General features: G+C 65.6%; 22 protein-coding genes. 6 read left to right on the top strand and 16 right to left on the bottom strand.

The genetic code is table 11. The features are described from left to right. Positions 1-4 precede the first annotated feature (4 nt). Positions 5-703, bottom strand: a complete 699-nt coding sequence (locus tag ABIB28_RS05325) for a pirin family protein (RefSeq protein ID WP_354286887.1) — start codon at positions 701-703, stop codon at positions 5-7. Between the two features lie 125 nt (positions 704-828). Here ABIB28_RS05325 and ABIB28_RS05320 point away from each other — a divergent pair, with 125 nt between their 5' ends. From ABIB28_RS05320 to ctrA, 3 genes are all read left to right on the top strand, one after another. Next, complete coding sequence (locus ABIB28_RS05320) at positions 829-1,734, top strand: LysR family transcriptional regulator (protein ID WP_133189522.1); 906 nt, start codon at positions 829-831, stop codon at positions 1,732-1,734. Further along, positions 1,731-2,795: an AI-2E family transporter gene (locus ABIB28_RS05315; protein ID WP_354286885.1), complete on the top strand. Its 1,065-nt coding sequence runs from the start codon at positions 1,731-1,733 to the stop codon at positions 2,793-2,795. The genes ABIB28_RS05320 and ABIB28_RS05315 overlap by 4 nt, the downstream gene beginning before the upstream one ends. Before the next feature lie 107 nt (positions 2,796-2,902). Further along, positions 2,903-3,607, top strand: a complete 705-nt coding sequence (gene ctrA, locus ABIB28_RS05310) for a response regulator transcription factor CtrA (protein WP_133189526.1) — start codon at positions 2,903-2,905, stop codon at positions 3,605-3,607. Between the two features lie 252 nt (positions 3,608-3,859). Here ctrA and ABIB28_RS05305 read toward each other — a convergent pair whose 3' ends face one another. The 5 genes from ABIB28_RS05305 to ABIB28_RS05285 all read right to left on the bottom strand — a co-directional run bounded on the left by ABIB28_RS05305 (position 3,860) and on the right by ABIB28_RS05285 (position 8,158). Next, a complete protein-coding gene (locus tag ABIB28_RS05305) occupies positions 3,860-4,006 on the bottom strand; it encodes a hypothetical protein (protein WP_354286883.1) in 147 nt (48 codons plus the stop codon). Beyond that, positions 3,987-4,511 carry a type II toxin-antitoxin system VapC family toxin gene (locus ABIB28_RS05300; RefSeq protein WP_354286881.1) on the bottom strand — a complete coding sequence of 175 codons (525 nt, stop codon included), beginning with the start codon at positions 4,509-4,511 and terminating at the stop codon, positions 3,987-3,989. Before ABIB28_RS05300 ends, ABIB28_RS05305 begins: the two co-directional genes overlap by 20 nt. Further along, positions 4,504-5,310: a hypothetical protein gene (locus ABIB28_RS05295; protein ID WP_354286879.1), complete on the bottom strand. Its 807-nt coding sequence runs from the start codon at positions 5,308-5,310 to the stop codon at positions 4,504-4,506. Before ABIB28_RS05295 ends, ABIB28_RS05300 begins: the two co-directional genes overlap by 8 nt. 152 nt (positions 5,311-5,462) lie before the next feature. Then, on the bottom strand, positions 5,463-6,425 hold the full coding sequence (locus ABIB28_RS05290) for an IS1595 family transposase (RefSeq protein WP_354286877.1): 963 nt from the start codon (positions 6,423-6,425) through the stop codon (positions 5,463-5,465). A 71-nt stretch (positions 6,426-6,496) separates the two neighbouring features. Next, positions 6,497-8,158: an amidohydrolase gene (locus ABIB28_RS05285; protein ID WP_354286875.1), complete on the bottom strand. Its 1,662-nt coding sequence runs from the start codon at positions 8,156-8,158 to the stop codon at positions 6,497-6,499. Positions 8,159-8,212: 54 nt separating this feature from the next. Between ABIB28_RS05285 and ABIB28_RS05280 the strand changes: the two genes are divergently transcribed. Then, complete coding sequence (locus ABIB28_RS05280) at positions 8,213-9,451, top strand: threonine ammonia-lyase (protein WP_354286873.1); 1,239 nt, start codon at positions 8,213-8,215, stop codon at positions 9,449-9,451. A gap of 220 nt (positions 9,452-9,671) precedes the next feature. Next, positions 9,672-10,475, top strand: coding sequence for an arginyltransferase (locus tag ABIB28_RS05275; RefSeq protein WP_133189532.1), 804 nt, complete (start codon positions 9,672-9,674; stop codon positions 10,473-10,475). A gap of 13 nt (positions 10,476-10,488) precedes the next feature. Here the strand turns inward: ABIB28_RS05275 and ABIB28_RS05270 are convergent, their stop codons facing one another. From ABIB28_RS05270 to ABIB28_RS05250, 5 genes are all read right to left on the bottom strand, one after another. Continuing rightward, positions 10,489-11,301, bottom strand: coding sequence for a transglutaminase family protein (locus ABIB28_RS05270; RefSeq protein ID WP_354286871.1), 813 nt, complete (start codon positions 11,299-11,301; stop codon positions 10,489-10,491). Further along, complete coding sequence (locus ABIB28_RS05265) at positions 11,301-12,236, bottom strand: alpha-E domain-containing protein (protein WP_354286869.1); 936 nt, start codon at positions 12,234-12,236, stop codon at positions 11,301-11,303. Before ABIB28_RS05265 ends, ABIB28_RS05270 begins: the two co-directional genes overlap by 1 nt. Before the next feature lie 40 nt (positions 12,237-12,276). Further along, entirely contained in the window at positions 12,277-13,770 is a 1,494-nt protein-coding gene (locus ABIB28_RS05260; RefSeq protein ID WP_189675300.1) for a circularly permuted type 2 ATP-grasp protein, read from the bottom strand. A gap of 90 nt (positions 13,771-13,860) precedes the next feature. Then, positions 13,861-14,712 carry a subclass B3 metallo-beta-lactamase gene (gene bla, locus ABIB28_RS05255; RefSeq protein WP_354286867.1) on the bottom strand — a complete coding sequence of 284 codons (852 nt, stop codon included), beginning with the start codon at positions 14,710-14,712 and terminating at the stop codon, positions 13,861-13,863. After that, positions 14,709-16,748, bottom strand: coding sequence for a protein-disulfide reductase DsbD family protein (locus ABIB28_RS05250; protein ID WP_354286865.1), 2,040 nt, complete (start codon positions 16,746-16,748; stop codon positions 14,709-14,711). The genes bla and ABIB28_RS05250 overlap by 4 nt, the downstream gene beginning before the upstream one ends. A gap of 75 nt (positions 16,749-16,823) precedes the next feature. On the opposite strand from ABIB28_RS05250, the gene ABIB28_RS05245 reads away from it, so the two are divergent. Continuing rightward, complete coding sequence (locus ABIB28_RS05245) at positions 16,824-18,470, top strand: alkaline phosphatase family protein (RefSeq protein WP_354286863.1); 1,647 nt, start codon at positions 16,824-16,826, stop codon at positions 18,468-18,470. Between the two features lie 165 nt (positions 18,471-18,635). Here the strand turns inward: ABIB28_RS05245 and ABIB28_RS05240 are convergent, their stop codons facing one another. The 5 genes from ABIB28_RS05240 to ABIB28_RS05220 all read right to left on the bottom strand — a co-directional run bounded on the left by ABIB28_RS05240 (position 18,636) and on the right by ABIB28_RS05220 (position 25,670). Further along, complete coding sequence (locus ABIB28_RS05240; protein WP_354286861.1) at positions 18,636-19,565, bottom strand: right-handed parallel beta-helix repeat-containing protein; 930 nt, start codon at positions 19,563-19,565, stop codon at positions 18,636-18,638. Positions 19,566-19,725: 160 nt separating this feature from the next. After that, a complete protein-coding gene (gene metH / locus ABIB28_RS05235) occupies positions 19,726-22,437 on the bottom strand; it encodes a methionine synthase (RefSeq protein ID WP_354286860.1) in 2,712 nt (903 codons plus the stop codon). Between the two features lie 158 nt (positions 22,438-22,595). Further along, entirely contained in the window at positions 22,596-23,642 is a 1,047-nt protein-coding gene (locus tag ABIB28_RS05230) for a homocysteine S-methyltransferase family protein (RefSeq protein WP_354286858.1), read from the bottom strand. Positions 23,643-23,769: 127 nt separating this feature from the next. Next, positions 23,770-24,714, bottom strand: a complete 945-nt coding sequence (metF, locus tag ABIB28_RS05225) for a methylenetetrahydrofolate reductase [NAD(P)H] (RefSeq protein ID WP_354286856.1) — start codon at positions 24,712-24,714, stop codon at positions 23,770-23,772. Further along, positions 24,711-25,670, bottom strand: a complete 960-nt coding sequence (locus ABIB28_RS05220; RefSeq protein ID WP_189675306.1) for an ArsR/SmtB family transcription factor — start codon at positions 25,668-25,670, stop codon at positions 24,711-24,713. Before ABIB28_RS05220 ends, metF begins: the two co-directional genes overlap by 4 nt.

Below are 25,670 nucleotides of genomic sequence, written 5' to 3'. Positions count from 1 at the left end.
TACGCTACTGGCTGTCGACGAGCACCAGTTCGGCATCTTCGAGCGCGGTGATCGTCACGGTCTGCCCGCCATCCATCGCCGCGCCATCGCGCGCCTTGAAGGTCTGGCCGTCGATCTCGACCGATCCTGTCGCTGGCACGAGATACGCGTGCCGCCCGGGGCCGACTTCGTGCGTGATCGTCTCGCCAGCCCGCACGAGTGCTGCGAGCACGCGCGCCTCGGCACGGATCGGCAGCGCATCGGTGTCCTCGGCAAAGCCGCTCGCCAGCGTCACGAACTGCCCCGAGCGATCGTCCTTCGGGAAGGGCTTGGCACCCCAGCTCGGCGATCCGCCCTTGCGGCTCGGCTCGATCCAGATCTGGAAGATTGTCGTCTGCTCGGGCTCGAGGTTATATTCGGCATGGCGCACGCCGGTCCCGGCGCTCATCACCTGGACGTCACCCGCCCCGGTGCGGCCTTCATTGCCCATCGAATCCTTGTGCGTGATCGCGCCCTTGCGAACATAGGTGACGATTTCCATGTCGCGGTGCGGATGCGGCGGGAAGCCACTGTTCGCGGCGATCTCGTCGTCGTTCCACACGCGGATCGCGCCCCAGCCCATCCGAGCGGGCTCGTAATAATTGGCGAAGGAAAAATGGTGGCGGGCGTTGAGCCAGCCATGCTCGGCATGGCCGAGGCTCTCGAACGAACGTTTCTCGATCATTGCGGATCTCCCGAAGGAATTGCGTTGGCACCAAGATAGGCGTTTGGATTGCGCGGTAAATGGAAACACTGGAAACCGATCGTTTCGACATGTAAGGAAACGCGTCGCCTGGAGCCCTGTACCAAATGCGTCTTCCCGATCTCGAAGCCTGGGCGATTTTCGCCAGTGTGGTCGAACACCGCTCCTTCAGTGGAGCCGCCGATTCGATCGGCGTTTCGAAGGCGACGGTGTCGAAAGCGGTGACGCGGCTCGAGGCGCATCTCGGGCAATCGCTGTTCCACCGCACGTCGCGCCGGTTGACCTTGACCGAGACCGGCAAGGGCCTGGCGGAACATGCCGCCCGGATTCTCGCCGAGGCGATCGCCGCCGAGGAAGCCGCGCACGATGCCGCGACGACCCCGACCGGGCTGGTACGGCTGAGCGCACCGATGACGCTCGGCCTCGCGATCGTCGCGCCGCTCGTCGCCGAGTTCCTGCTGCTCCATCCCGGCATCGAGATCGAGCTGATCCTGTCCGACGCCAAGGTCGATATCGTTGCCGAAGGGTTCGATATCGCGCTGCGGATCGCCGACCTGCCCGACAGTTCGCTGCGCGCGCGTCGGCTTGGGCCGATCGCCATCCATATCGTCGGCTCGCCTGAGTATTTCGCGCGAGAGGGCCGACCGACCCATCCCGCGCAACTCGGCGAACATGCCTGTTTCGGCTATACCAACGTCACCGGACCGTGGCGCTTCTTCGGCCCTGGTGGTGCAGAAGCTGCCGTGCGGCCGAGAGGCCCGCTATCGGCGAACAGCGGCGACGCGCTGCTCCCGGCGCTCCGCGCTGGACTCGGCATCGGCTTGCTGCCCGACTTCATTGTCGGCCCCGACCTTGCCTCGGGGAAGCTCGAGGTCGTGCTCGCCGACTGGCACGGACCGCCGATCGCGCTGCATCTGGTGACCCCGCCAAGTGCACTGCGGCCCGCGCGCGTCGAGGCGCTGATGGATTTTCTGACGGAGAAAGTTCGCAACCCTTGCGTTCGCGAAGGGTGAAGCGCCTTGCCCCCGATGCCGACGATGCCCGGTTCATCCGCCGGGTCCTGATCGTCATTCTGATCGTCGCGCTCACTGCGGCGGTATGGCGTGCGGGCAATCTGCTGATCCTCGCGTTCGGCTCGATGCTCGGCGCGGTCGCCATCCGCGCGATTGCCGAGCTCTATGGCAGGGTCGTCCCGCAACGCGCGACGATGCCGCTCGCGGTGACCACGGTGCTCGCGGTGATCGGGTTCCTCGGCTGGCTGTTCGGCGTCGAATTCGCGCAGCAGATCAACCAGCTCGTCTCGCAATTGCCGCATCTGCTCGACCAGCTTTCGCACTGGATGTCGCAATCGCCGGTCGGTGCGAAGATCGTCGAAGCGGTCAAGGCGGCATTCGCCGGATCGCGCGTCGCCAGCGACATCGGGGGCCTGCTGAGCGGCAGCGGCCAGTTGCTGCTCAACTGCATCCTCCTCCTCGTCGGCGCCCTGTTCTTCTCCGCCGACCCCGACGTCTATCAGCGCGGCGCGTTGCTGCTCGTGCCGCCATCGGTGCGCCCGGCGTTTGCCGATGCGCTGGTCGATGTCGGCACGACGCTGCGGCTGTGGCTGCGCGCCGAGCTGATCGGGATGACCTCGATGGGGCTGCTCGTCGGCACGGGGCTGTGGATCGCTGGCGTGCCCTCGGCGTGGGCGCTCGGGCTGCTGGCGGGCCTTAGCGAATTCATTCCCTATGTCGGGCCTACCGCTGCAATGCTTCCCGCGCTCGGGCTTGCCGCGACCGCGGGTACGGCGCCGTTGATGGGCACGCTGATCACCTATGCGATCGTCCGCGTGATCCAGACCAACTTCGTCACGCCCTATGTCCAAAGCCGCGTGATCGACATCCCGCCCGCGATCACGGTGTTCGCGATCATTGCGATCGGCTTCGTGTTCGGGCTGTTCGGGCTCTTCTTTTCGGCAGGACTGCTGGTGGTCGGATTTTCGCTCGTGCGCAGCCTGTATCTGCGCGAGGTGCTCGGCGAGGACCTCACAGACGATGCCGAATCACCCCGCGAATCGCGGATTCAGGCCGATTAATGCGAAATTAACCTTTTGCCTTCATCACTGATCAGGTTAATGGTTTGTGTCAGGCATATCGGGCCGCAGGGAGCTCCGATCGTCTGGTAAGCAATGGGGACCGCCAGATGCGCGTATTGTTGATCGAGGACGAGCCGACGACCGCCAAGGCGATCGAGCTCATGCTGACGGCCGAAGGCTTCAACGTCTACAAGACCGACCTCGGCGAGGAAGGCTTGGATCTCGGCAAGCTCTACGATTACGACATCATCCTGCTCGACCTCAATTTGCCCGACATGCACGGCTACGACGTGCTGAAAAAGCTCCGCGTCGCGCGCGTCCAGACGCCGGTGCTGATCCTGTCGGGCATCAACGAGATGGACAGCAAGGTCCGCAGCTTCGGCTTCGGCGCCGACGATTACGTCACCAAGCCGTTCCACCGCGAAGAACTCACCGCGCGCATCCACGCCGTCGTGCGCCGCTCGAAGGGCCATAGCCAATCGGTCATCCGCACCGGCAAGCTTGCGGTCAACCTCGACGCCAAGACGGTCGAAGTCGATGGCAGCCGCGTCCATCTGACCGGCAAGGAATATGCGATGCTCGAGCTGCTGAGCCTGCGCAAGGGCACCACGCTAACCAAGGAAATGTTCCTCAACCACCTCTATGGCGGGATGGACGAACCCGAACTCAAGATCATCGACGTCTTTATCTGCAAGCTGCGCAAGAAGCTGTCGCTCGCCTGCGAAGGCGAGAATTACATCGAGACCGTCTGGGGCCGCGGCTATGTGCTGCGCGAGGCCGACGAGATGATGGCACCCGCGGCCGTCGCCTGATCGCCCAACAGTTTACCGCTCCCGCTGCGGCGGGAGACAGGCCGCGACATCGGGGGACGTCGCGGCCTTTTCTTTGGCGATTACGTATTTGACAAACCCGGTCAAAACGATCGAAATATCGCGATTGCGAACGGCGTAAGCAAAACGGCAAAAAAGATGAGTTCGCCCTCCCACGTCCTCGGAACCCAAGTGCGGTGTCCCGGCAGATAGCCTCGCCCGAACCACTTGCGCACTGGGTTGCGCTTCGGCAAATTACTTCTCCTGCCGTTCTGGTGCAGGTTTATGCTTCACCAGCTTTTTCATCCGCTCGTCAAAGCGCGCTTCGTCGTCGTCGGTTTCGAGGTCGCGCGCGGCTTCCTTGAACTTGTCGAGTTGGGTTTTATCCGAAGAAGTCGGCACTACGAAACTCCTCTGGCAGATGCGCGGTCTTGCTCGGATCGGTCATCACCAGCCCGGCGCTGCGCGTGACGACGTCGAGATGCTTCAGCTTGCGCTCTAGTTTGCCGTCCGTAGTGAGAAATTCGACTGCGTTTTCCATCAACGCCGTAGCGACGTGAATCGCATCTGCATTGCCCAGCACGACTCCATCTCTCCACCGAAAGTCGCGCGCCCGTTCACATACGAACGGATCGACAGCGACCATCTCTATCACGCCCGACCATAGAAAGTCGTTGAAGAGGTCTTTGGTTTCGTCGGGGGTTGGCATCCCCTCGCTTACGTGAGTGCCCTCTATGAGGATTATGGCGGACGATACTAATCGGATATGCCCAGCGCGCGCCGTCGCGATGAGGCGCTCGGTAAACCAAGCCTCGTTACCTCTACCCGCTTCGACCTCAATACCGCGCTTCACCTTCACCAGGTCGATAATCGGGCAAGTGTCTAGGTAGATAACCGGCTTACTCATCCTCACCCCAGCTGCTCTCAGTGAACTCTTCGGTGCTCATTCCCTGAGTATAATCTGGCACGTGACCGAAGAGCTTGCCAAGCAGATCGGGAATAGCTGGCGCGGCGCGTACTTTCTCCACTTTCACGCTCTCAACAAAGCGATCTACCCGACGCTCCGAGACGTGGCCCCGAACATAAACCAAGGTTTCAGGGAGGGCAGCTGCCGCATGAACCTCATCATAAAGCGCGGCTGGAAAGTCACATCGCAAAAGGCGCTGACTCTTTCTTTCGCGTAATTGGAAATAATGCTCTTCGATGCCGACATTGTGCATAATGCCTTGCACGGTGGTCTTGAAAACCAATTTTTCATTGAGCCTTTGCTGAAGCTCGTTCGCACGTAATTTGGACAGCCGTTTGTAGGTGAAGGGCTTGTCACCATCCGACCGGTAGAGCCCGAAACTGACATTTTCGTGCGCGGCAAGCGCCTCGGCAGCCTTCGCGTATTGCAACACCGTGGCAAACCGGACGCCGGTAGGCAGCTTTTGAGCCGCCGGGTCGAAGCTATCGACGGCAGCAAATTTTGAATTGAACTCTTCGATTGCGGTCTCGTCGGAGCCGGTCGGGGCCTCAACGTCGAAGCGCACTGACTTGTTTTCAAACTTGCGAGCCACCCAGTCACGGCGGTTTACGGCAATGCCCGAGTCCTCGGCTAGCAGCCTGAGGAAGCGCTCGAACTCGCGGCTAATGTCGATGATCTGGCCAAGAGGTGCACCCTCTCCACCCTCATTCAACACCAACCGGACGCGCAGCCGCGACATTATTTTCCCGTCGTTAAAATCTCCGTAGGAGATTCTAGGGGCCGGTCCTCAACCTGTAAACTACTAGTTTATGCGCGGCGCGCTAGCTGCCATTGCGGTGCGGCTTACATCGCCAGCGGCCATGTTTCCATCGTACAGCCTTGGCGCTGCTCCTAGGCGTTCCCGTTAGGTGCTGCGTAGGTCAGGCGCTTACCGACGATCCCCAACAGCGCGTTGTCGGCGCGCGCGCGATCATCAACGCCGTTCGCGAGTCGATTGTTATACCGGAACTCGAACTCCGCGAGGTAGCGGTGAAGGTGCTGCTCGCCGCAATGCTGGTAGATGCCCTTCATACCGCGCTTGAAGATCGAGAAATAGCCCTCCACCGTGTTACTGTGGATCGCGCGGTCGGCGTAATCGACATACTGACCGGCGCTGTGGTTCGTGGTCCCATGACCCGCGAAGTGAGCGCTGATCTTGCTGTAGGCCTTGTGTTCGTCGGTCATGATCGTCGCTTCCTTGGCGACGTTGGCGCGAACGATCGGCATCAGCGTCGCAGCGGTCACGTTATCCACGACCATCGTGCGAGCCTTGCCGCTGTCGCGATCTACCAGCGCCAGCACCTTCATCTTGTGGTGGAACGCGCGCTTGACCGGCGCGCCCTTGATGCGACCGATAAACGTCTCGTCCACTTCCACGATGCCGCCACCCGAGCCGAACGGCGCGAGGTCGCCCGAGCGCATGGCCTCGCGAATGCGATGCGAAAGGAACCACGCCGAATTATACTGGATTTCGAGGATGCGGCTCAGCTGATGCGAACTGATGCCCTTCTTGCTCGACATCATTAGATGCACAGCCTGTAGCATGATGTGCAGCGGTAGCTTGGCATCCTCGAACACCGTGCCAACCTTGATCGTGAACTGCTTGCGGCACTCACCACACTTCTTGAGGCCGTGACGCAGCGCGCCCTCCGGGCTCTTTTTGCTCGGCTTGCCGCGAACGCCAGCCAGATCGTACATGCGGCCGTTGACGATGCCACAATGCGGGCAGACCTTGCCGTCCGCCCAGATCAGGCTTTCGAGATAGGCGAAGGCTGCGGCTTCGTCGTGGAAGCGGGGCTGGCAAAGAACGGACATAACGGCATTGCTCCTATGCCATTCACCCTAGCCGATGCGCTGGGTTTGTCAAATACGTAATCGCCTTTTCTTTACTTGCGGCTCCATGCCTTGGCGCCGCCGATCCAGGTCTGCTCGACCTTGGTCGCGCGCAATTCGGTCGGCGAGGCGAGCAGCGGGTCGCGGTCGACGATGATGAAGTCGGCGCGCTGCCCGACGCCCAGGCGCCCGAACTTGTCCTCGGCAAAGCCGGCATAGGCCGCGCCCCCAGTGAACGCCCACCACGCCTGCTCGCGCGTGATGCGCTCTTCGGGGCGCCAACCGCCGAACGGCTGCCCATCGACATCCTGCCGCGTGAACGCCGCCGCCCAGCCGGCGAACGCATCGGGCTTCTCGACCGGATAGTCCGACCCGAAGGCGAGCGTCGCACCGTTCTTCAGCATCGAGTTCCACGCATAGGCGCCGACAAGCCGATCGGGCCCGAGCCGCGCCTCGGCCATTGCGCGGTCGCTCGTCTGGTGCGTCGGCTGCATCGAGGCGATGATGCCGTTCTTCCCGAAGCGCGGCAGATCGACCGGATCGACGATCTGTGCATGTTCGATCCGCCAGCGGCGATCGCCCTTGTACGTATCGGCCATGTCCTCGATCGCCGAGAGGACCTCGGCATTGGCGCGGTCGCCGATCGCATGGACCGCGACTTGGTAATGGTCGAGCGCGGCGCGGCTAATGTAATTGCGGATCACGTCGTCGGACATGAACCCCGCCCCCGTTTGCCCCGGCGCATCGCTATACGGCTTTTTGAGCCAAGCGCCGCGCGACCCGAGCGCGCCATCGGCATAGAGCTTGACCCCGCCCATCCGCAGCCGATCGCCATAGAGCCACGGCGTCGGCCCGGCGCCGCCGATCCGCACCGCGGTATCGACCCCCATGCCATAGCTCATGATCCGCACGCGCAGATTGCCCGCGTCGCCGGTGCGGCGATACGCCAGCCAGTCGTCCATGCTCGTGCCCATGTCGGCGGTCGCGGTGATGCCGTACGACATCAGGATCTCCTGCGCCTTGAGGAAGGCGACGTCGCGCTCCTTGGGCTGCGGCTGCGGCACGACCTTCTCGACCAGCGATTGCGCCGCATCGACGAACACGCCGCTCGGTAGCGGGCCGGTCTTCTCGATCCGCCCGCCCGCGGGGGCGACCGACTTGGCCGTGACCCCCGCCGCTTTGAGCGCGGCGTTGTTGCCCCAGCTCGCATGCCCGTCGGCGCGGGCGAGCCAGACCGGGCGATCGCTCACCACCGCGTCGAGATCGGCGGCAGTCGGGAAGCGGCCGAGCGCCCACACCTCCTGGTTCCACCCGCCGCCGATGATCCACTTCTTCTCGGGGTTGGCGGCGGCGTATGCCGCGATCCGCGCCTTGGCCTCGTCGAGCGACTTGGTGCCCGACAGATCGAGCTCGAGCGCGCGGAAGCCCAATTCCATGACATGCCCATGCGCGTCGATGAAACCGGGGAGCAGCACCTTGCCATGTTCGTCGGCGCGCCAATCCAATTTGACCGGGCGCTTCTCGCTGTCGGCGAGCAGCCTGACGACCTTGCCCTCGGGCGAGATCAGCAGGCCGGTGAAGCGCAGGACCTTGCCGTCCTTGTCGAGCGTGATGCCGGTGACATTGTCGATCAACCCATCGGCAAAGGCAGCATTCGGGAGCGAGAGCGCCGCGAGGACGAATGCGGCGCGACGGGCGAAGAACTTGGTCTGCATGCGCAATGCGATAAGCAATGTTCCTTCGTCGCGCCAGATGGTCTAGGCGGCGGCATGGCTACTCATCCCCGCCCCGCGCCCGAAACCCTCCCCGTCACCCTCGCCGATGTCCATGCCGCGCACGCGCGGATCGCCGATCAGATCGTGCGGACGCCGACGTTCATCAGCAAGACGCTGTCCGAGCTGACCGGGGCGACGGTCTATCTCAAGTTCGAGAACCTGCAATTCACCGCGGCGTACAAGGAGCGCGGCGCGCTCAACACGCTGTTGCAGTTGCCCGCGGGCACCAGCGGCGTGATCGCGGCGTCGGCCGGAAACCATGCGCAGGGCCTGGCCTATCACGCCAATCGCCTCGGCATCCCGGCGACGATCGTGATGCCGACCAACACGCCGACGGTGAAGGTGACGCAGACCGAGGGCCACGGCGCGACCGTCGTGCTGTTCGGCGACACGTTCGACGCGGCCTATGCGCACGCCCGCGAGCTCGAAGGCGAGCGCGGGCTGACCTTCGTCCATCCGTTCGACGACGTCCGCGTGATCGCCGGCCAGGGCACGTGCGCGATCGAGATGCTGCAGGATGTGCCGAGCATCGACACCTTCCTCACCCCGATCGGTGGTGGCGGCCTGATCTCGGGCATGGCGGTGGTCGCTGCGGCGGCCGACCATCCGATCGAAGTCGTCGGCGTCGAGGCCGAGTTGTTCCCGTCGATGTTCAACCGCATCAACGGCACCGCAATGCCGTGCGCGGGCGATACGCTCGCCGAGGGCATCGCGGTCAAGGAGCCCGGCGGGATCACTTCGGGGATGGTCAAGGCGCTGGTCGACGACATCGTGCTGGTCAGCGAGCGCAATCTCGAACGCGCGGTCAGCCTGTTGCTGCAGATCGAGAAGACCGTGGTCGAGGGTGCCGGCGCAGCCGGCCTCGCCGCGCTGCTCCAGCATCCCGAGCGCTTCGCCGGCAAGACCGTCGGCGTCGTGCTGTGCGGCGGCAATATCGACACGCGGCTGCTCGCCAACGTCCTGCTGCGCGATCTCGCGCGTTCGGGCCGGCTCGCGCGGTTGCGGATCCGGCTGCAGGATCAGCCCGGCGCGTTGTTCAACGTCGCGCGGATCTTCGATGCCGAACGCGTCAACATCATCGAGATCTATCATCAGCGGGTCTTCACGACGCTCCCCGCCAAGGGCCTGATCACCGATGTTGAGTGCGAGACGCGCGACCGCGCGCATCTCGACCGGCTCATCGCCGCTTTGCGCGCCGGGGGCTATGAAGTGAGTACCGTCGAACTCGCGTGACGAAACGAATCTGGCGTGCGGCCAACCGAGTCCCGCGACTCTATCGCAGGGGCCCGGATCGGTGCATTTTATTGCCAGCGCGCTGAATCGATTCAGCAAATGCGGCATTAACCACCAATATTGGTAAAGCCGCTTTTCATCACGTTCGGGAAGATTCATAACGGCGGTGCGAACTGGCCGCCGGGGCGGCAGGACACGCTTATTCAAGGGACCCTCCGCGGTGACAGCGCCATTCCGCTTTCCACGATTTTTCGTCACCAGCCCGTCGCCCTGCCCGTATTTGCCCGGTCGCCAGGAGCGGAAGGTGTTTACCGAGTTGCGCGGCGAGCAAGCGAGCGATCTTAACGATGCGCTTGGCCGGATCGGCTTTCGCCGCAGCCAGTCGGTCGCGTATCGCCCGAGCTGCTCGGGCTGCACCGCGTGCGTTTCGGTGCGCGTCGTCGTTTCGGACTTCGAGGCGAATGCGACGCAGCGCAAGCAGTTGCGCAAGAATGCCGACCTCGAAGTCTCGGCGTGCCGGCCGTGGGCGACCGACGAACAATTCCAGCTGCTGCGCCGCTACCTCGCCTCGCGCCATCCCGGCGGCGGCATGGCCGAAATGGACGAAGGCGATTATGCCGACATGGTCGAGCATTCGCCGGTCAACAGCTTCATCGTCGAATATCGCGAGCCGTCGCTTCACGGCGAGCGCGGCAAGCTGATCGGTGCATGCCTCACCGATCAGCACGCCGACGGCCTTTCGATGATCTACAGCTTCTTCGACTCCGACAGCACCGATCGCCCGGGGCTCGGCAACATGATCATCATGGATCACATCCTGCGCGCACGTGCCGTCGGGCTGCCCTATGTCTATCTCGGCTATTGGGTGAAGGGCTCGCCGCGGATGGCGTACAAGATCCGCTATCGTCCGATCGAAGTGCTCGGCCCGCAAGGCTGGGGGCTGCTAGTCGACGAGGATGCGGTCTATTCGCCCCCTGCCGAGAAATACGCGATCATGGCCGAGCAGATGGTAACGACGCGCTGATCCGATCGCGGGGTTATTGCCCCGCCGCGCGATCCACATGGAGGTCGACGTCGAGCACCTCGTTGCCCTCGCCCAGCCGCGATCCGGCGACGGGTGCGGCCCCTGCCGAATCGAGCGCGACGGCCACGCGCGCATAGGCTTCGTCGGCGCAGAGGCCCGTGCACGGATCGAACGCTACCCACCCGAGCCCTGCCACATGCGCCTCGGCCCAGCCGTGCGGCGCGGGGCGACCATCCCCGATCTCGATACACGACGGGCTGTAGCCCGAGACATAACGCGCCGGCACGCCGAGCGTCCGCGCCGCGGTGACGAACACCTGCGCCAGATCGCGCGCGCTGACCTTCCCTTCGGCGAACGCCTCGATTGCGGTGCGACCTGCGACCGGACGCCCGCGACACAGCGCGAAGCGCCTGTGCACCGCCAGATTGAGCGCATGCAGCCGCGCGACCGGATCGGTCTCGCTGATCGCGCTTGAAAAGCCGACGATCTCGGCATTGGGCTTGGTCAGCGCCGTCTCGCGCAGGAACAGTTCGGGCGGCAACGGCTCGTGCCCGCCATGCACGATCCCGTGCGAGCGGTTGGTCAGCACCTCGCCCGAGACATGGATCTCGATGCTGTCGAGCGGTCCCTCGACATACAGCATCGTCGTGCGGTTGCCGAAACCGTCGCGCCCATAGCGCAGCCGTGCATCGCAATCGACGTGCAAGTTCCACCCTGCGACCGACTGGTCGTGCGTATCTTCCGGGGTCAACCGAAGCAGTTGGGTCAGCCGCGCCTGCGGGTTGGTGAAGCGATACGTCGTGCGGTGATCGATCGCGAGCCGCATCAGCTGAACTTGAACTGGCGGCCGACGGCCATGTGGAGATTGTCGTTCTCGGCGATGAAGCCCTGCAGATATTGGTGCAGCCCGCGCGCGATCACTTCGCCCGATTTGGTGCGAGCCAAGCGCTGCTGGCGGATGCGCGCCATCCGGTCGGCCTCGCCGTGCAGGCCGGTACGCTTGGCGAGCAAATTGAGGATCTCGACGGCTTCCTCGACCGAGGCGGCCAGGCTGCGCGGCAGTTCGGAGCGCGCGATCAGCAAGTCGATGACGTTCGCCGGCTTCAACCCTTCCGAATAGAGCCAGCGATACGCGGTGACTGCGGACACCGTCTGCAGGATCGTCGTCCATTGATCGCGATCGACCACGCCGCCGACCGACTCGCCCTTGGGCAGCAGGATATGATATTTGACGTCGAGCAGCCGTGCGGTGTTGTCGGCACGTTCGATCGCTTGGCCCAGTCGGATGAACCACGTCGTCTGGTTGCGCAGCATGCGGTGCACCGCGCCCTCGAACCCGCGCGTCTCGGCCTTTACCGCCTCCACCAGGTTGAGCGTCGCCATCGCGCCGCCGGGGCTCGAGCGATTGTCGAAGATCAGCCAGGCGCCGTTGATCGCGGTCCAGGCTTCCTTGGTCAGCGCGGTGCGCACCGCGCGCGCATTGTTGCGCGCCATGTCGAGCGCGCGGACGATCGAGCCCGGATGGCTGGTGTTGACGGTGAGGAAGCGCGCGACCGAGCTTTGCGAGATGTCCTTGCCGGTCTTGGCGAAGGCCTGGTCGGTTTCGGTCACCGCCAGCGCCGATGCCCACGCCGCCTCGCCCGCCGGGCGCGGTGAAAGGACGTCGAGCCTGACGGTCGCTTCGACCAGCCGCGCGATGAAGTCGGTCCGCTCGACATAGCGGCCGAGCCAGTACAGCGACGATGCAGTACGGCTCAGCATCGCGATGCTCCGCGGCATGGCAAGGGCCGCAGCGCGCCGCTCACGAGACTTGCTCCTGCGATTGCGTCTGCGACTGGAGCGGGTGCGACGGTTGCGCGCCCGCGCCATTGTCCATCAGGACGAAGCTGTCCTTGGTACCACCGCCCTGCGATGAATTGACCACCAGCGATCCCTCTTTCAGCGCGACGCGCGTCAGCCCGCCGGGAACGACCTGGACGCCCTTCGAGCCCGTCAGCACGAACGGCCGGAAATCGACATGGCGCGGCGCCAGGCCTGCCGCGGCAAGCGTCGGTACCGTCGACAGCGCCAGCGTGGGCTGCGCGATGTAGCGGTGCGGCTCGGCGATCAGCGCGGCGCGGAAGCTCTCGATCTCGGCCTTGGTCGCGGTCGGGCCGACGAGCATACCGTATCCGCCCGACCCGTCGACCAGCTTCACCACCAGCTCGGGCAATCTTTCGAGCACATATTTCAGCGCTTGCGGCTCGCGGCAGCGCCATGTCTCGACATTGGGCAGCTTCGCGTCACCGCCCGAATAGAATTTCACGATCTCGGGCATGTACGAATAGATCGCCTTGTCGTCGGCGATGCCGTTGCCCGGCGCGTTGAGCAACGCGACGTTGCCCGCGGCATAGGCCGCGATCAGCCCCGGCACGCCGAGCATCGAGTCGGGGCGGAAAACGAGCGGGTCGAGATAATCGTCGTCGATCCGGCGATAGATGACATCGACCTTCACGCGCCCCGCAATCGTGCGCATCCACACGACGTCATCATCGACGACCAGATCGGCCGCCTCGACCAGCTCGATCCCCATCGAATCGGCGAGGAAGCTGTGCTCGTAATAGGCCGAATTATAGTGCCCCGGCGTCAGCACAACGCAGACCGGCGCGGCGACGCCGACCGGCGCGACCGACTTCATCGTCTCGAGCAAGCGATCGGGGTAGGAATCGACCGCCGCGACGTGGAAATCGCGGAACAGCTCGGGGCATAGCCGCAGCATCGCTTCGCGGTTCTCGAGCATGTAGCTTACCCCCGACGGGGTCCGCGCATTGTCCTCGAGCACGAAGAAATCGTCGGGTCCCGTGCGCACCAGATCGATCCCGCAGATATGCGCCCAGATGTCGTGCGGCGGGCGGATGCCGGCGATCTCGGGACGGAACTGCGGATTGCCGAAGATCAGGTCGGGCGGCAGCACGCCTTCGGCAAGGATCCGGCGCTCGCCGTAAATATCGTGGAGGAAGGCGTTGATCGCCTCGACACGCTGGACGAGGCCGACCGAGAGCCGCTCCCATTCGTCGGCAAGGAAGATGCGCGGGACGATGTCGAACGGGATGATCCGCTCGCTCGCATCGCTCTCGCCGTAGACGGCGAAGGTAATGCCCAATTGACGGAAAGTTGCCTCGGCCGATTGCTGGCGCCGGCGAAGCTCGGCGTCGGGGGTGGTCTCGATCCAGGCGCCCAAGGCGGCAAGTTCGTCCCGCGGGGTCGTCGACCCTGCCTGCCCCATGATTTCGTCAAACGCCGGTCGTGTCCCCATCGAGAAGGTAAAGCCCCCAAATACGTCTTGGGTTCCATGCTGCGATGGATTGTTGCGCCGCACAAGCGTCGCCGAAAAGAAATCTGCTGTCTAGCGCGCGCGTTCCTGCGCCAGCGCATTGGCAAAATCGCGCTGCGCTTCCGCCACCAAATGCGGGAGCGCGCTGGGATGGGCGAAGGCGTCCACCGCGCCGGCGTCGTGGCGCCTGGCCTGTCCGAGCAGATCGACCTGATCGGGGTGCATCGGCAGCACGATGTCGGCGGGCAGCGTCGCCAGCCGATCGAAGCTGCGGCGATAATCGGCGACGATGCCGGGATAGGCGCGATTGCCGATCAGGCGATTGCCCGCCACGGTCACGCTGCACGGGAATACGACGTTTAAGCGCCGCCCCCGCTCGACCACCGGCAGCGTCCAGGTCGTGCAGCCCGGCGTATGTCCCGGTGTCAGCACCGCGGTCAGCGCGACGGTCCCGACGCGGACTTGCTCGCCATCGCGGACGATTCGGTCGACCGTAACCGGCGCAAAGCGGGTGTGGCCGTTCGCATTGTCGGCTTCGTGTCGGCCACGGCGCAGCGCGGAGGCATCGCCGGCCGAGGCGACGAGCTTGGCGCCACTCCAGCGGCGCAGTTCGGCGAACGCAGCGGCATGGTCGAAATGCGCGTGCGAATTGAGGATCCATTTGATCTGGCGTGGCTGCACCCCGATCGTCGCGAGGTTGCGTTCGACGAGACCGGCGCTCTGCGCGAGCGGGCCGCTGACGAGGATCGTTCCCGCGCGGGTGACGATCGCATAGACGCCGAGCCCCTCGGTCCCGACATACCAGACCGGCCCGGCAATGTGGAACGGCGCTGTCGGTCGCGACCAGGCGGGTGGGTTCTGCGCGCTCGCCGCGCCTGCCCCGAGGACCAGCGCGGCGAAGCCGGCAAGCGCGCGCGCGATCATAACGCCGCCAATATCCCCGGCGTCAGGACTTGCGGGAGAACGCGCGGTTCGGCCGCGCCCGGCGCATAATACAGATACAGCGGCACGCCCGCGCGGTTATGCGCCTCGATGAAGCGGCCCATCGTCGCATCGCCATTGGTCCAGTCGCCGAGCAGCACCGCGACCTTGTGATCGGCGAAGGCCTTGCGTGTCGCATCGGTCTCGATCGCGGCCTTCTCGTTGACCTTGCACGTCAGGCACCAGTCGGCGGTGAAATAGACGAACACGGGTCGCCCCGCCTTGCGCAACGTGTCGAGCCGCGCTTCGGTGAAGGGCTCGCTACCCGCCTCGGCGACCGCGGCCTTCGCCGGTGCGCGCGACACGAGCGCCGCGCCGCCGATCGTGACGACGAGCAGCGCGATCAGCGCGCCCCAGCCGAACGCCAGCCCGCGTGCCTGGCGGCGACCGCCGATCCACAACGCAAAGCCTGCAAACAGCGCCGCGCCGAGCCCGAGGATCAGCCCGTTGACCCCCGCCTGCCGCCCGAGCACCCAGGCGAGCGCGAGCGCGGTCAGCCACATCGGCACCGACAGGATATGGCGGAAGGTCTCCATCCACGCGCCGGGCTTGGGCAGCCGCTTGCGCAACGCCGGCACGAAGCCGAGCGCGAGGAACGGGATCGCAAGCCCGAGCCCCAGCCCCGCAAACACCGCCAGCGCCGCCGGCCATGGCAGCACCAGCGCCGCGCCTAGCGCCGCGCCCATGAACGGCCCGGTGCACGGCGTCGCGATGAACGCCGCGAGCGCGCCGGTCGCAAACGCGCCCCCTGCCCCGCCCGAGCGATTGACGAATTGCGGCGTCGGGATCTCGAACAGCCCGCCAAGGTTGAGCGACAGCGCCACCGTCAGCAGCAGCAGCACGACGATCGCGCGCGGATCCTGCAACTGGAACGCCCAGCCGACCGCGGTCCCGCCGGCGCGAAGCGCCAGGATCGCCGCGCCCAGGCCGACGCACACCGCGACGACGCCGCCGGTATAGGCCAGCGCCTCACGCCGCGCCGCGCCCTCGTCGAGATGGCCGCGCGCGAGGCTCAGCGCCTTGAGGCTGAGGATCGGGAAGACGCACGGCATGATGTTGAGGATCAACCCGCCAAGCATCGCGCCGGCAAAGGCGATCAGCGTCGCCATCAGTACGCCGCCGGTAGGCACCGTCGATGTCGCCGCGGTCGCAGCGACGGTGCCGGCGTTGGCGGTGACGCGCAGCCCCTGCTGCGCGCCGATTTGCAGGACGCCGACCAGCGGCCCTGCCCCGCCGGCCGCACCGGCCTTGGTCTCGACCACCAGCCGGTCGCCGTCCTGGCTCACGCTCTGCGGCGCGTTGTAATCGAGCAGCCCGGTCGTGACCGGGTAGAAATAGGCATCCTTGAGCGCAGCACCGGCCGGATAAGGAATCGCGATGCGGATGCGACCGTCGCTTCTCTGGAAGACGCCCTTCGCATCGAGCGGCTTGGGCACTGCGCGCCGCCACGCATCGAAGCGCGCTTGCGTGTCGGGCGCAATCGCGCCGTCGCCGACGGTCAGCGAAAGCGACAGATCGGCGGCTTCAGGCACGCATACCGTCGCCGAGCAGACGAGATAGGTGGTGTGGAGCGTGATCGGCAGCGCGGTCCCGGCGGCGAGGCCAGCTGGTACCTTCAGCGTGACGAGCGGCGCATAGGGCTTCTCGAACACATAGTTCATCAGATCGGCGACGACGAGCCGCCCCGGCACCGGATAGACCGGATCGCTTGCGGTCACCCCGTTGGGCAGTTTCCATTCGAGCTTGGCCGGGAAGCCCGCATCGCCGGGATTTTCCCAATAGCCGTGCCAGCCAGCCTCGGGCACCGTCGCCAGCGCGACCGTGACGGTCGACCCCGCCGCCGGCGTCGTGCTCTCCGCCACCAGCGTGATCGCGAGGTGATGCGCGCCCGGCGCGCCGATCGGGCCGCCATCGGCTTGCGCCGCGCTTGCCGTCAGCATCGCCAGAACCGTCATCAAGCCGAAATGAAACCAGCGCATTCGCACATCCTTGTAGGTCACGCGCACCAAGGGCATAGCTCGCGCGGGGTCAAGTATATGGCGCGGAGATCACCGATGAAACGACAGGCTTCCCTCGTGGCGATGGCGCTCGCGCTGCTCTCGGCCCCGCTCTCGGCAAAGGAACCCGCGCCGTTCACCCCGCCCGCGAGCGCACCGAAGCTGATCGTGGTCATCTCGGTCGATCAATTCTCCGCCGACCTGTTCGACGAATATCGCAAGTCCTTCACCGGCGGCTTCGCGCGGTTGCAGCAGGGTGGCGTCTTCCCGAGCGGCTATCAGAGCCACGCCGCGACCGAGACCTGCCCCGGCCATTCGACGATCCTGACCGGTTTGCGCCCCGAACATACCGGCATCATCGCCAACACCTGGACCGACCTCAGCGTCGCGCGCGCCGACAAGGTGGTCTATTGCGCCGAGGACGAAACCGTCCCCGGCACGACGCACGACGGCCAGTACACCGTGTCCGACAAGCACCTCCTCGTCCCCACGCTCGGCGAACGGATGAAGGCCGCCAATCCGGCGATCCGCGTCGTCTCGGTCGCGGGCAAGGATCGCGCTGCGGTGATGATGGGCGGCCACAACGTCGACGAGCTCTGGTGGTGGAACGGCAAGGCATTCGTCAGCTATGCCGGCCGCGCCACCCCCGCGGTCGTCGCGCGCGCCAATGCCGCTACCGCCGCGAACATCGCCGCGCCGCAAGCCGCGCTCGACGTGCCCGGGGTCTGCAAGCCGCACGATCGCGCGGTGCAAGTCGGTGGCGGCAAGACCGTCGGCGCAGGACATTTCGAGCGCGCCGCGGGGAGCGCTTCGGCGTTCCGCGCCTCGCCCGCGTTCGACGGCGCGATCGTCGCGCTGGCGGCGGGGCTCGTGCAGGACATGAAGCTCGGGCAAGGGCCGACCACCGACATCATCGACGTCGGCGCCTCGGCGACCGATTATATCGGCCACACTTATGGCACCGAAGGCGCCGAGATGTGCATCCAGCTCCAGCAGCTCGATGCGACGCTCGGCTCGTTCTTCCAAATGCTCGATTCGACCGGGGTCGATTATGAAGTCGTGCTCACCGCGGACCATGGCGGCAACGACCTTCCCGAACGCGAGGTCGATGCCGGGCTGCCTGCCGCGCAGCGCGCCAAGGTGATGCTCGCCCCCGCGATCGCTGGGAAAGAGATCGCGACCAAGCTCGGCATCGCCAAGCCGGTGCTGTTTGGCGACATCCCCAATGGCGACGTCTATATCGCCAAGGATCTGACGACCGCGCAGCACAAGGCGGTCGAGGCCGCGGCGATTGCCTATTACAAGGCGTCACCGCAAGTCGCCGAGGTGTTCACCGCCGCACAAATCCGCGCAACGCCGAGCCCCAAGGGACCGCCCGAGAAGTGGACCATGCTCGAGCGGGCGCGTGCGTCGTTCCGGGCCGGGCGGTCGGGCGATTTGCTCGTCTTCCTCCAGCCGCGCGTCACCCCGATCCCGAGCGCGGCGGGCGGCTATGTGGCGACGCATGGCAGCCCGTACGATTACGATCGCCGCGTCCCGGTCCTGTTCTGGCGCAAGGGCATGAGCGGGTTCGAACATACCGGCGGCGTCGAGACGGTCGATATCGCGCCGACGCTTGCGCACCAGATCGGCCTGCCGCTGACAGCGCCGAAGGTCGATGGGCGGTGCCTCGATCTAAATGCTGGCGGAGCGCCCTGCCGCTAAAATCCCTCTCCCACCGGGAGCATCGGGTCGGTCATGCCCCCGGCATGACCTAAACAGCGCGGGGCGCTGTTTACCCGATGCTGGTGGCCGAGCGCAGCGAGGTCCGGTGAGGGCAGGCTAGAATAGCTGCCCTCCCTTCCCGCTCCCAGAGGGAGAGGGAGATATTCACCGCACTTCGTACGATCGGATCCCAGCCCCCAACCGATTCGCGCCGATCGCAAGCTGATCCCCGCTCATATTGGCGACGAACGCCGGATTGGTCGGCGCACCCGGCGCGAGGCTCGCGTCATTATCCTCGATCCGCAGGCCCGCCGCGCTGTAGGTCTTCGCCTCGGCCGAGACGACGATCAGCCCGCTGTGATTCTCCTTGCGCGCGCCCTGCACGAAGGTGTTGCGTGCGATCAGCCCGGTCGCGCCTTGCGACAGGTCGATCATGTAGTTGGTCTTGCTGCCCTTGGTGTCGTCGAAGCTGTTGTCGGTGATCGTGACGCGCGGCGTGCGCAGCTTGACGTAATGCCCGCCGGTGCCGCGTTCGAAGCGCGAATTGGTGACGGTCACCGATCCGAGATTGGCGAGGTAGATGCTGTGCGAGCAGCTCGGCGTGATGTCGCACTGCCCGAGACCCGCGAAGGTCGAATGGTCGATCGTGATCTTTTGCCCGCTGGGCTGGCCGCCGAGGATGCCCTCCTGATTGTCGAGGAACATCGAATTGCGCACGACGAGATCGCCGACTTCGCTGCGGATCCCGGCGCCATTGCCGTCGCCGACCGCGATCTTGCGGAAGACGATGCCGTCGACCACCGAGCTCTGCCCGCGCAGCACGAACGCCGCCTTGTCCTCGCACGCCGTCCCCTCGAAGATCGCCGTGCCCGGGGTCACCGCCTTGAAGGTGATGTGCCCGCCCGACTGGATCGTGCACTGGTGATAGACACCGGGCGCGATCAGGATCGTCGCGGTGCCCATGCGGATCGACTGCACCGCCTCGTCGATCGTCTGGAAGCCTTGGCCCGTCCCCTCGATCGTGAAGGGCGCGCGCTGCTGCGCGGCGGCGGGTGCGGCGATCGCGATGGCGAGCAGGGGTAGAATGCGACGCATGGGGCTGGCTCCTTTGCGCGGCACGATGCCCGCGGGGAGCCCCGGTGGGAAGGCTAATTGAGGGTTAACCTCGCACCGTCACCCCGGACATGGTCCGTGGTCCATACGAGACGGCCGATGACTCGCATGGATGCCGGATCAAGTCCGGCATGACGTTGGGTCAGTCCAGATTGGGCCGCAACCAGCGGGTCGCGGTCGCCAGATCGACACCACGCCGCTCGGCATATTCCTCGAGTTGGTCGGGCCCGACGCGCGCAACACCGAAATACTCGGCCTGCGGATGGCCGAAGTAGAAGCCCGACACCGCTGCGGTCGGCAGCATCGCGAAGCTTTCGGTCAGCGTGATGCCGGTCGCGTCGGTCGCGCCGAGTAGCTCGAACAGCATCGGCTTCTCGCTGTGGTCGGGACACGCCGGATAACCCGGTGCCGGGCGGATACCGCGATATTGCTCGCGGATCAGCGCCTCGTTGGTCAGCTGCTCACCCTCGGCATAGCCCCACAATTCGGTGCGGACATGCTGGTGGAGGCGTTCGGCGAACGCCTCGGCGAGACGGTCGGCGAGCGCTTTGAGCAGGATGTCCGAATAGTCGTCGTTATCCGCCTTGAAGCGCGCAAGGTGCGCGTCGATGCCGTGGCCTGCGGTGACCGCGAACCCGCCGATCCAGTCGCCTGCCGGATCGATGAAATCGGCAAGACACATGTTGGCGCGCCCCTCGCGCTTGGCGATCTGCTGGCGCAGGAAGGGCATGCGGACGTCTTCAAGCCCCTCCCCTTCAGGGGAGGGGTTGGGGGTGGGGGACGTCTCACCGAGACTGTCGGCGGCGGACGCGCTGGACGGCTCCACCCCCACCCCTGCCCTGAAGGGGAAGGGCTTTGCGGAAATCACCACGTCGTCCCCCTCGCGCCGGCACGGCCACAGCCCCGCCACACCCTTGGCGGTCAGCCATTTCTCGGCGATGATCTGGTCGAGCATCTTCTGCGCATCGGCGAAGAGCGACGTCGCGCTCTCCCCAACCACCGAATCGGTCAGGATCGCCGGGTAATTCCCCGCCAACTCCCACGCGCGGAAGAACGGCGTCCAGTCGATCAATTCGCGCAGATCGGCGAGATCCCAATCCTCGAACACATGCACGCCGGGCTGCTTCGGCGCTTCGGGCTTCAACGCCATGTCGGCCGGAAACGCATTGGCGCGCGCCGCCTCGATCGGGATGAGCTCGCTCTGCCCCTTGTTGGCGCGCGCGATCCGCACCGCTTCATACTCGTCGGCGGTCTTCTGGACGAAATCGTCGCGGATCGTATCGCTGACCAAGGTCGACGCCACACCCACCGCACGGCTCGCGTCGAGCACATGCACCACCGGCCCATCATACGCCGGCGCAATGCGCAGCGCGGTATGGACCTTCGAGGTGGTCGCGCCACCGATCAAGAGCGGCATCGTCATCCCGGCGCGCTTCATTTCCTCGGCAACGGTCACCATCTCGTCGAGCGACGGCGTGATCAGCCCCGACAGGCCGATCATGTCGGCGTCATTCTCCTTGGCGGATTTGAGGATGTCCGACCACGGCACCATCACCCCCATGTCGACCACGTCGAAGCCGTTGCACTGCAGGACGACGCCGACGATGTTCTTGCCGATATCGTGCACGTCGCCCTTGACGGTCGCCATGATGATCTTGCCCTTGCCGCGCGCGCCGGGCTCCTTCGCCGCCTCGATGAAGGGGAGCAGATGCGCCACCGCCTTCTTCATCACGCGCGCCGACTTCACCACCTGCGGCAGGAACATCTTGCCCGATCCGAACAGGTCGCCGACGACGTTCATTCCGTCCATCAGCGGGCCTTCGATCACTTCGATCGGCCGCGCGAATTGCTGGCGGCATTCCTCGGTATCGTCGACGACATGCGCATCGATGCCCTTGACCAGCGCATATTCGAGCCGCTTGGTTACCGGCAGGCTGCGCCATTCGGCGGCGGCCTTCTCGGCGACGGCATCGGTGCCCTTGAAGCTCTCGGCCATCGCGATCAGCCGCTCGGTCGCGCCGTCATCGGAATTGAGGATGACGTCCTCGCACGCCTGGCGCAGCTTGGGGTCGATCGCGTCGTAAATGTCGAGTTGCCCCGCATTGACGATCGCCATGTCGAGCCCGGCGGGGATCGCGTAATAGAGGAACACCGAGTGCATCGCGCGGCGCACCGGCTCGTTGCCGCGGAAGCTGAACGACAGGTTCGACAGACCGCCCGAGATATGCGCGTGCGGGCAGCGCGCCTTGATGTCGCGGCACGCCTCGATGAAGTCGACCGCGTAGTTGTTATGCTCCTCGATCCCCGTCGCGACCGCGAAGATGTTGGGATCGAAGATTATGTCCTCAGGGGGAAAGCCGATGCCCATCAGCAGATCGTACGCCCGGCCGCAGATTTCGAGTTTGCGCGCGCGCGTGTCGGCCTGGCCGACGGTGTCGAACGCCATCACCACCACCGCGGCGCCGTAGTTCATCACTTTGCGCGCCTGGGCGAGGAACTGGTCCTCGCCTTCCTTCATGCTGATCGAATTGACGATCGGCTTGCCTGAGACGCACTTGAGCCCCGCCTCGATCACCGACCATTTCGAGCTGTCGACCATGAACGGGATGCGCGCGATGTCGGGCTCGGCGGCGATCAACTTGAGGAAGGTCGTCATCGCGTACTCGGCGTCGAGCAGGCCCTCGTCCATGTTGACGTCGAGCACCTGCGCGCCGCTCTCGACCTGCTGGCGCGCGACCTCGACCGCGGCGGGGTAATCGCCCGCCATGATGAGCTTCTTGAAGCGCGCCGATCCGGTGACGTTGGTGCGCTCACCGATGTTGACGAACTGGGCGGTGGAGATGGTCGCGGTCATCTGTGCTTTCTAACTCCCTCTCCCGCTTTCGCGGGAGAGGGTCGGGGTGAGGGTCTTCTTCTGCTCGATGCAGGACCCAATTGAATAGGCAGTAGAAGAAGGCCCTCCCCCGGCCTCTCCCGCAAACGGGAGAGGGGAAGAAGGCAGTTCGCTCGCGGCTAAGCCGCCATCGTCATCGGCTCGAGCCCCGCCAACCGCGTCACCACCGGCGGCACCGGCAGCGCGCGCGGGGGCAGCTCGCCGACCGCCTTGGCGATCGCCGCGATATGCGCCGGGGTCGATCCGCAGCAGCCGCCGAGCACGTTGACCTGCGCGTTCGCCGCCCATTCGCGCACCAGCCCCGCGGTGGTCGACGGCTGCTCGTCATATTCACCGAGCTCGTTGGGCAGCCCGGCATTTGGATACACCATGATCAGCGTATCGCAGATGTCCGACAGCGTGCGCACATGCGGCCGCAACTGCTCGGCGCCGAACGAGCAATTGAGCCCGATCGTCACCGGCTTGGCGTGGCGCACCGCGTGCCAGAACGCCTCGACGGTGTGCCCCGACAGGTTCCGCCCGGAAAGATCGGTCAGCGTCATCGACAGCATGATCGGCACGTCGCGACCGAGCGTGTCGGCCGCTTCGAGCACCGCCATGATCCCGGCCTTGGCGTTCAAGGTATCGAACACCGTCTCGATCAGGATGAAATCGGCGCCGCCTTCGAGCAGCGCGTCGACCTGCTCGCGGTACACGTCCTTCAGATAATCGAAGTCGATCTCGCGGAAGCCCGGATCGTTGACGTCCGGGCTGAGCGACAGCGTCTTGTTGGTCGGCCCGACCGCGCCCGCGACGAAGCGCGGGCGACCGTCCTTCGCCTGGAACTCGTCGGCCAGCCGGCGCGCGAGCTTGGCACTCTCGACGTTGATCTCGCGCACGAGATGCTCGGCGGCATAATCGGCCTGGCTGATGCGGTTGGCCGAGAAGGTGTTGGTCTCGGCGATATCGGCGCCGGCTTCGAAATAGGCGCGGTGGATCGCTTCTGGCACCTCGGGCTTGGTCAGCGCGAGGATGTCGTTGTTGCCCTTCTGGTCCTTGGCGAGGCCGAGATCGCCCGCATAATCGGCTTCGGACAGCTTCCAGTTCTGGATCTCGGTGCCGAATGCGCCATCAGTGATCAGGATGCGCTTGGCGGCTTCGGCGAGGAAGGTCTGGCGGGTGGTCATGATCTTATTCCTTCTAAGCCCCTCCCCTTCAGGGGAGGGGTTGGGGTGGGGAAGTCCGGCAAGCCGATGGCTCGGTGAGACATCCCCCACCCCCTTCCCCTCCCCTGAAGGGGAGGGGTGAAATCCGTTACGCCGCTTGCGCCGCGACCAACGCCGGCTGCGCGCGAATGCCGAGCAGATGGCAAATCGCGTAGCTGAGCTCGGCCCGGTTGAGCGTGTAGAAGTGGAAGTCTCGCACCCCGCCCGCATACAAGCGCCGGCACAGCTCGGCCGCGATCGTCGCCGACACCAACTGGCGCGCGGCGGGACGATCGTCGAGCCCGTCGAACAGCGTCCCCATCCAGTCGGGCACCACCGTGCCGCACATCGCCGACATGCGCTGCACCGCGCCGAAGTTCATCACCGGCATGATCCCCGGAACGATCTCGGCGTCGATCCCGGCCTTGGCGGCGGCATCGCGGAAGCGGAAGAAGGTCTCCGCCTCGTGGAAGAACTGCGTGATCGCGCGCGTCGCGCCGGCATCGAGCTTGCGCTTGAGATTGTCGAGATCGGCCGCCTCGCTCGCCGAATCGGGATGGCATTCGGGATAGGCCGAAACCGAAATCTCGAACGGGTGGAGCTTGCGCAGCCCCGCGACGAGCGCTGCGGCATTCTCATACCCACCGACCGGCGACTGGAACTTCTGACCCGCGACGGGCGAATCCCCGCGCAGCGCGACGATGTGGCGCACCCCCGCCTTCCAATATTCATCGGCGATCGCGTCGATCTCCTCGCGCGTCGCATCGACGCAGGTGAGGTGCGCCGCTGCCGGAATGTCGGTCTCGCGCGCGATCCGGGCGACCGTCGCATGCGTCCGCTCGCGCGTCGTGCCGCCCGCGCCGTACGTGACCGAGACGAAGCGCGGGCCGAGCGGCGCGAGCGTCTGAACCGACTCCCACAGCGTCTCCTCCATCTTCTCGGTCTTGGGCGGGAAGAATTCGAAGCTCACCCGCGCGTCGCCCGCGATATCGGCGAACAACGGCGCTGCGAGCGCGAGCCGCGCCTCCTGCATCTGCTTTACCGAAACCGTCATGCCGCCTTCACCTCTGCTACGCGTTGGCCGACCTTGCGGGCGAGCCACAGTTTGACCGTCAATTCCCCGCCCTCGAGCGTCTCGATCCGGGCCGGCGCCAGCCCCGCCGCGGCGAACCACGTTTCGATCTGATCGTCCGCGAAGCCCAGGCGGGTATGCGCATCCTTGGCGCGCAGATCCTCGCGGTCATGCGCCGCAAAATCCGCGATCAGCAACCGCCCGCCCGGCTTCAGCACGCGCGCGGCCTCGGCGATCGCCGCGCCCGGCTGCTGCGCGAAGTGCAGCACGTGGTGGACGATCGCGACGTCCGCCGCGTCGTCGCCGAGCGGCAGCGCATAGAGATCGGCCTGGCGCAGTTCGGCATTGCTCAGCCCGCGCTCGGACAGTTTCGCGCGCGCGAGCCGCAGCATTTCGGAACTGCGATCGATCCCGAGCGCTTGCCCTGCCCGTCCCGCGAACAGCTCGAGCATCCGCCCGGTCCCGGTCCCGATGTCGATCAACTGGCCGATCGGTGCGTCGCCAAGCACTGCCGACATCGCCGCCTCGACTTCGCTCTCGGCGATGTGGAGCGAGCGAATCGCGTCCCACTGCCCGGCATTGGCCTCGAACCAGCTTGCCGCCGACGCCGCGCGATCGGCGCGGACCGCAGCGAGCCGCGCCGCATCGGCGACCCGCCAATGATCGGGCTCGATCTCGCCCCACGCATCGAGCGCGGTCGCGATCGGGCCGACGGTGGCGCCGCTGCCGAGCGCGACGAATACCCAGCTGCCTTCCTTGCGCCGCTCGGCGAGCCCCGCGTCGCACAGGATTTTCACGTGCCGCGAAACGCGCGGCTGGCTCTGCCCGAGCACTTGCGCGAGTTCGCCGACCGACAGCTCCATCGTCCGCAACAAGGCGACGATCCGCAGCCGCGTGGCGTCGGCAAGCGCGCGAAAGATATCGAGGGCAATGGTCAT

The sequence above is a fragment of the Sphingomonas sp. UYEF23 genome (assembly GCF_040546165.1).
Taxonomy (GTDB): domain Bacteria; phylum Pseudomonadota; class Alphaproteobacteria; order Sphingomonadales; family Sphingomonadaceae; genus Sphingomonas; species Sphingomonas glacialis.
Note: the sequence above shows the minus strand (reverse complement) of the source record. Positions and strands in the feature narration are given on the sequence as shown.

Bases quoted from the DNA above. Each gene is read 5' to 3' on its own strand.
- ABIB28_RS05270 (WP_354286871.1), bottom strand. From the start codon at position 11,301: ATGCGGCTCGCGATCGATCACCGCACGACGTATCGCTTCACCAACCCG.
- ABIB28_RS05325 (WP_354286887.1), bottom strand. From the start codon at position 703: ATGATCGAGAAACGTTCGTTCGAGAGCCTCGGCCATGCCGAGCATGGC.
- ABIB28_RS05285 (WP_354286875.1), bottom strand. From the start codon at position 8,158: ATGCAGACCAAGTTCTTCGCCCGTCGCGCCGCATTCGTCCTCGCGGCG.
- bla (WP_354286867.1), bottom strand. From the start codon at position 14,712: ATGATCGCGCGCGCGCTTGCCGGCTTCGCCGCGCTGGTCCTCGGGGCA.
- ABIB28_RS05240 (WP_354286861.1), bottom strand. From the start codon at position 19,565: ATGCGTCGCATTCTACCCCTGCTCGCCATCGCGATCGCCGCACCCGCC.
- ABIB28_RS05295 (WP_354286879.1), bottom strand. From the start codon at position 5,310: ATGTCGCGGCTGCGCGTCCGGTTGGTGTTGAATGAGGGTGGAGAGGGT.
- ABIB28_RS05320 (WP_133189522.1), top strand. From the start codon at position 829: ATGCGTCTTCCCGATCTCGAAGCCTGGGCGATTTTCGCCAGTGTGGTC.
- ABIB28_RS05250 (WP_354286865.1), bottom strand. From the start codon at position 16,748: ATGCGCTGGTTTCATTTCGGCTTGATGACGGTTCTGGCGATGCTGACG.
- ABIB28_RS05290 (WP_354286877.1), bottom strand. From the start codon at position 6,425: ATGTCCGTTCTTTGCCAGCCCCGCTTCCACGACGAAGCCGCAGCCTTC.
- metH (WP_354286860.1), bottom strand. From the start codon at position 22,437: ATGACCGCGACCATCTCCACCGCCCAGTTCGTCAACATCGGTGAGCGC.
- ABIB28_RS05220 (WP_189675306.1), bottom strand. From the start codon at position 25,670: ATGACCATTGCCCTCGATATCTTTCGCGCGCTTGCCGACGCCACGCGG.
- ctrA (WP_133189526.1), top strand. From the start codon at position 2,903: ATGCGCGTATTGTTGATCGAGGACGAGCCGACGACCGCCAAGGCGATC.
- metF (WP_354286856.1), bottom strand. From the start codon at position 24,714: ATGACGGTTTCGGTAAAGCAGATGCAGGAGGCGCGGCTCGCGCTCGCA.
- ABIB28_RS05300 (WP_354286881.1), bottom strand. From the start codon at position 4,511: ATGAGTAAGCCGGTTATCTACCTAGACACTTGCCCGATTATCGACCTG.
- ABIB28_RS05265 (WP_354286869.1), bottom strand. From the start codon at position 12,236: ATGCTGAGCCGTACTGCATCGTCGCTGTACTGGCTCGGCCGCTATGTC.
- ABIB28_RS05260 (WP_189675300.1), bottom strand. From the start codon at position 13,770: ATGGGGACACGACCGGCGTTTGACGAAATCATGGGGCAGGCAGGGTCG.
- ABIB28_RS05280 (WP_354286873.1), top strand. From the start codon at position 8,213: ATGGCTACTCATCCCCGCCCCGCGCCCGAAACCCTCCCCGTCACCCTC.
- ABIB28_RS05230 (WP_354286858.1), bottom strand. From the start codon at position 23,642: ATGACCACCCGCCAGACCTTCCTCGCCGAAGCCGCCAAGCGCATCCTG.
- ABIB28_RS05245 (WP_354286863.1), top strand. From the start codon at position 16,824: ATGAAACGACAGGCTTCCCTCGTGGCGATGGCGCTCGCGCTGCTCTCG.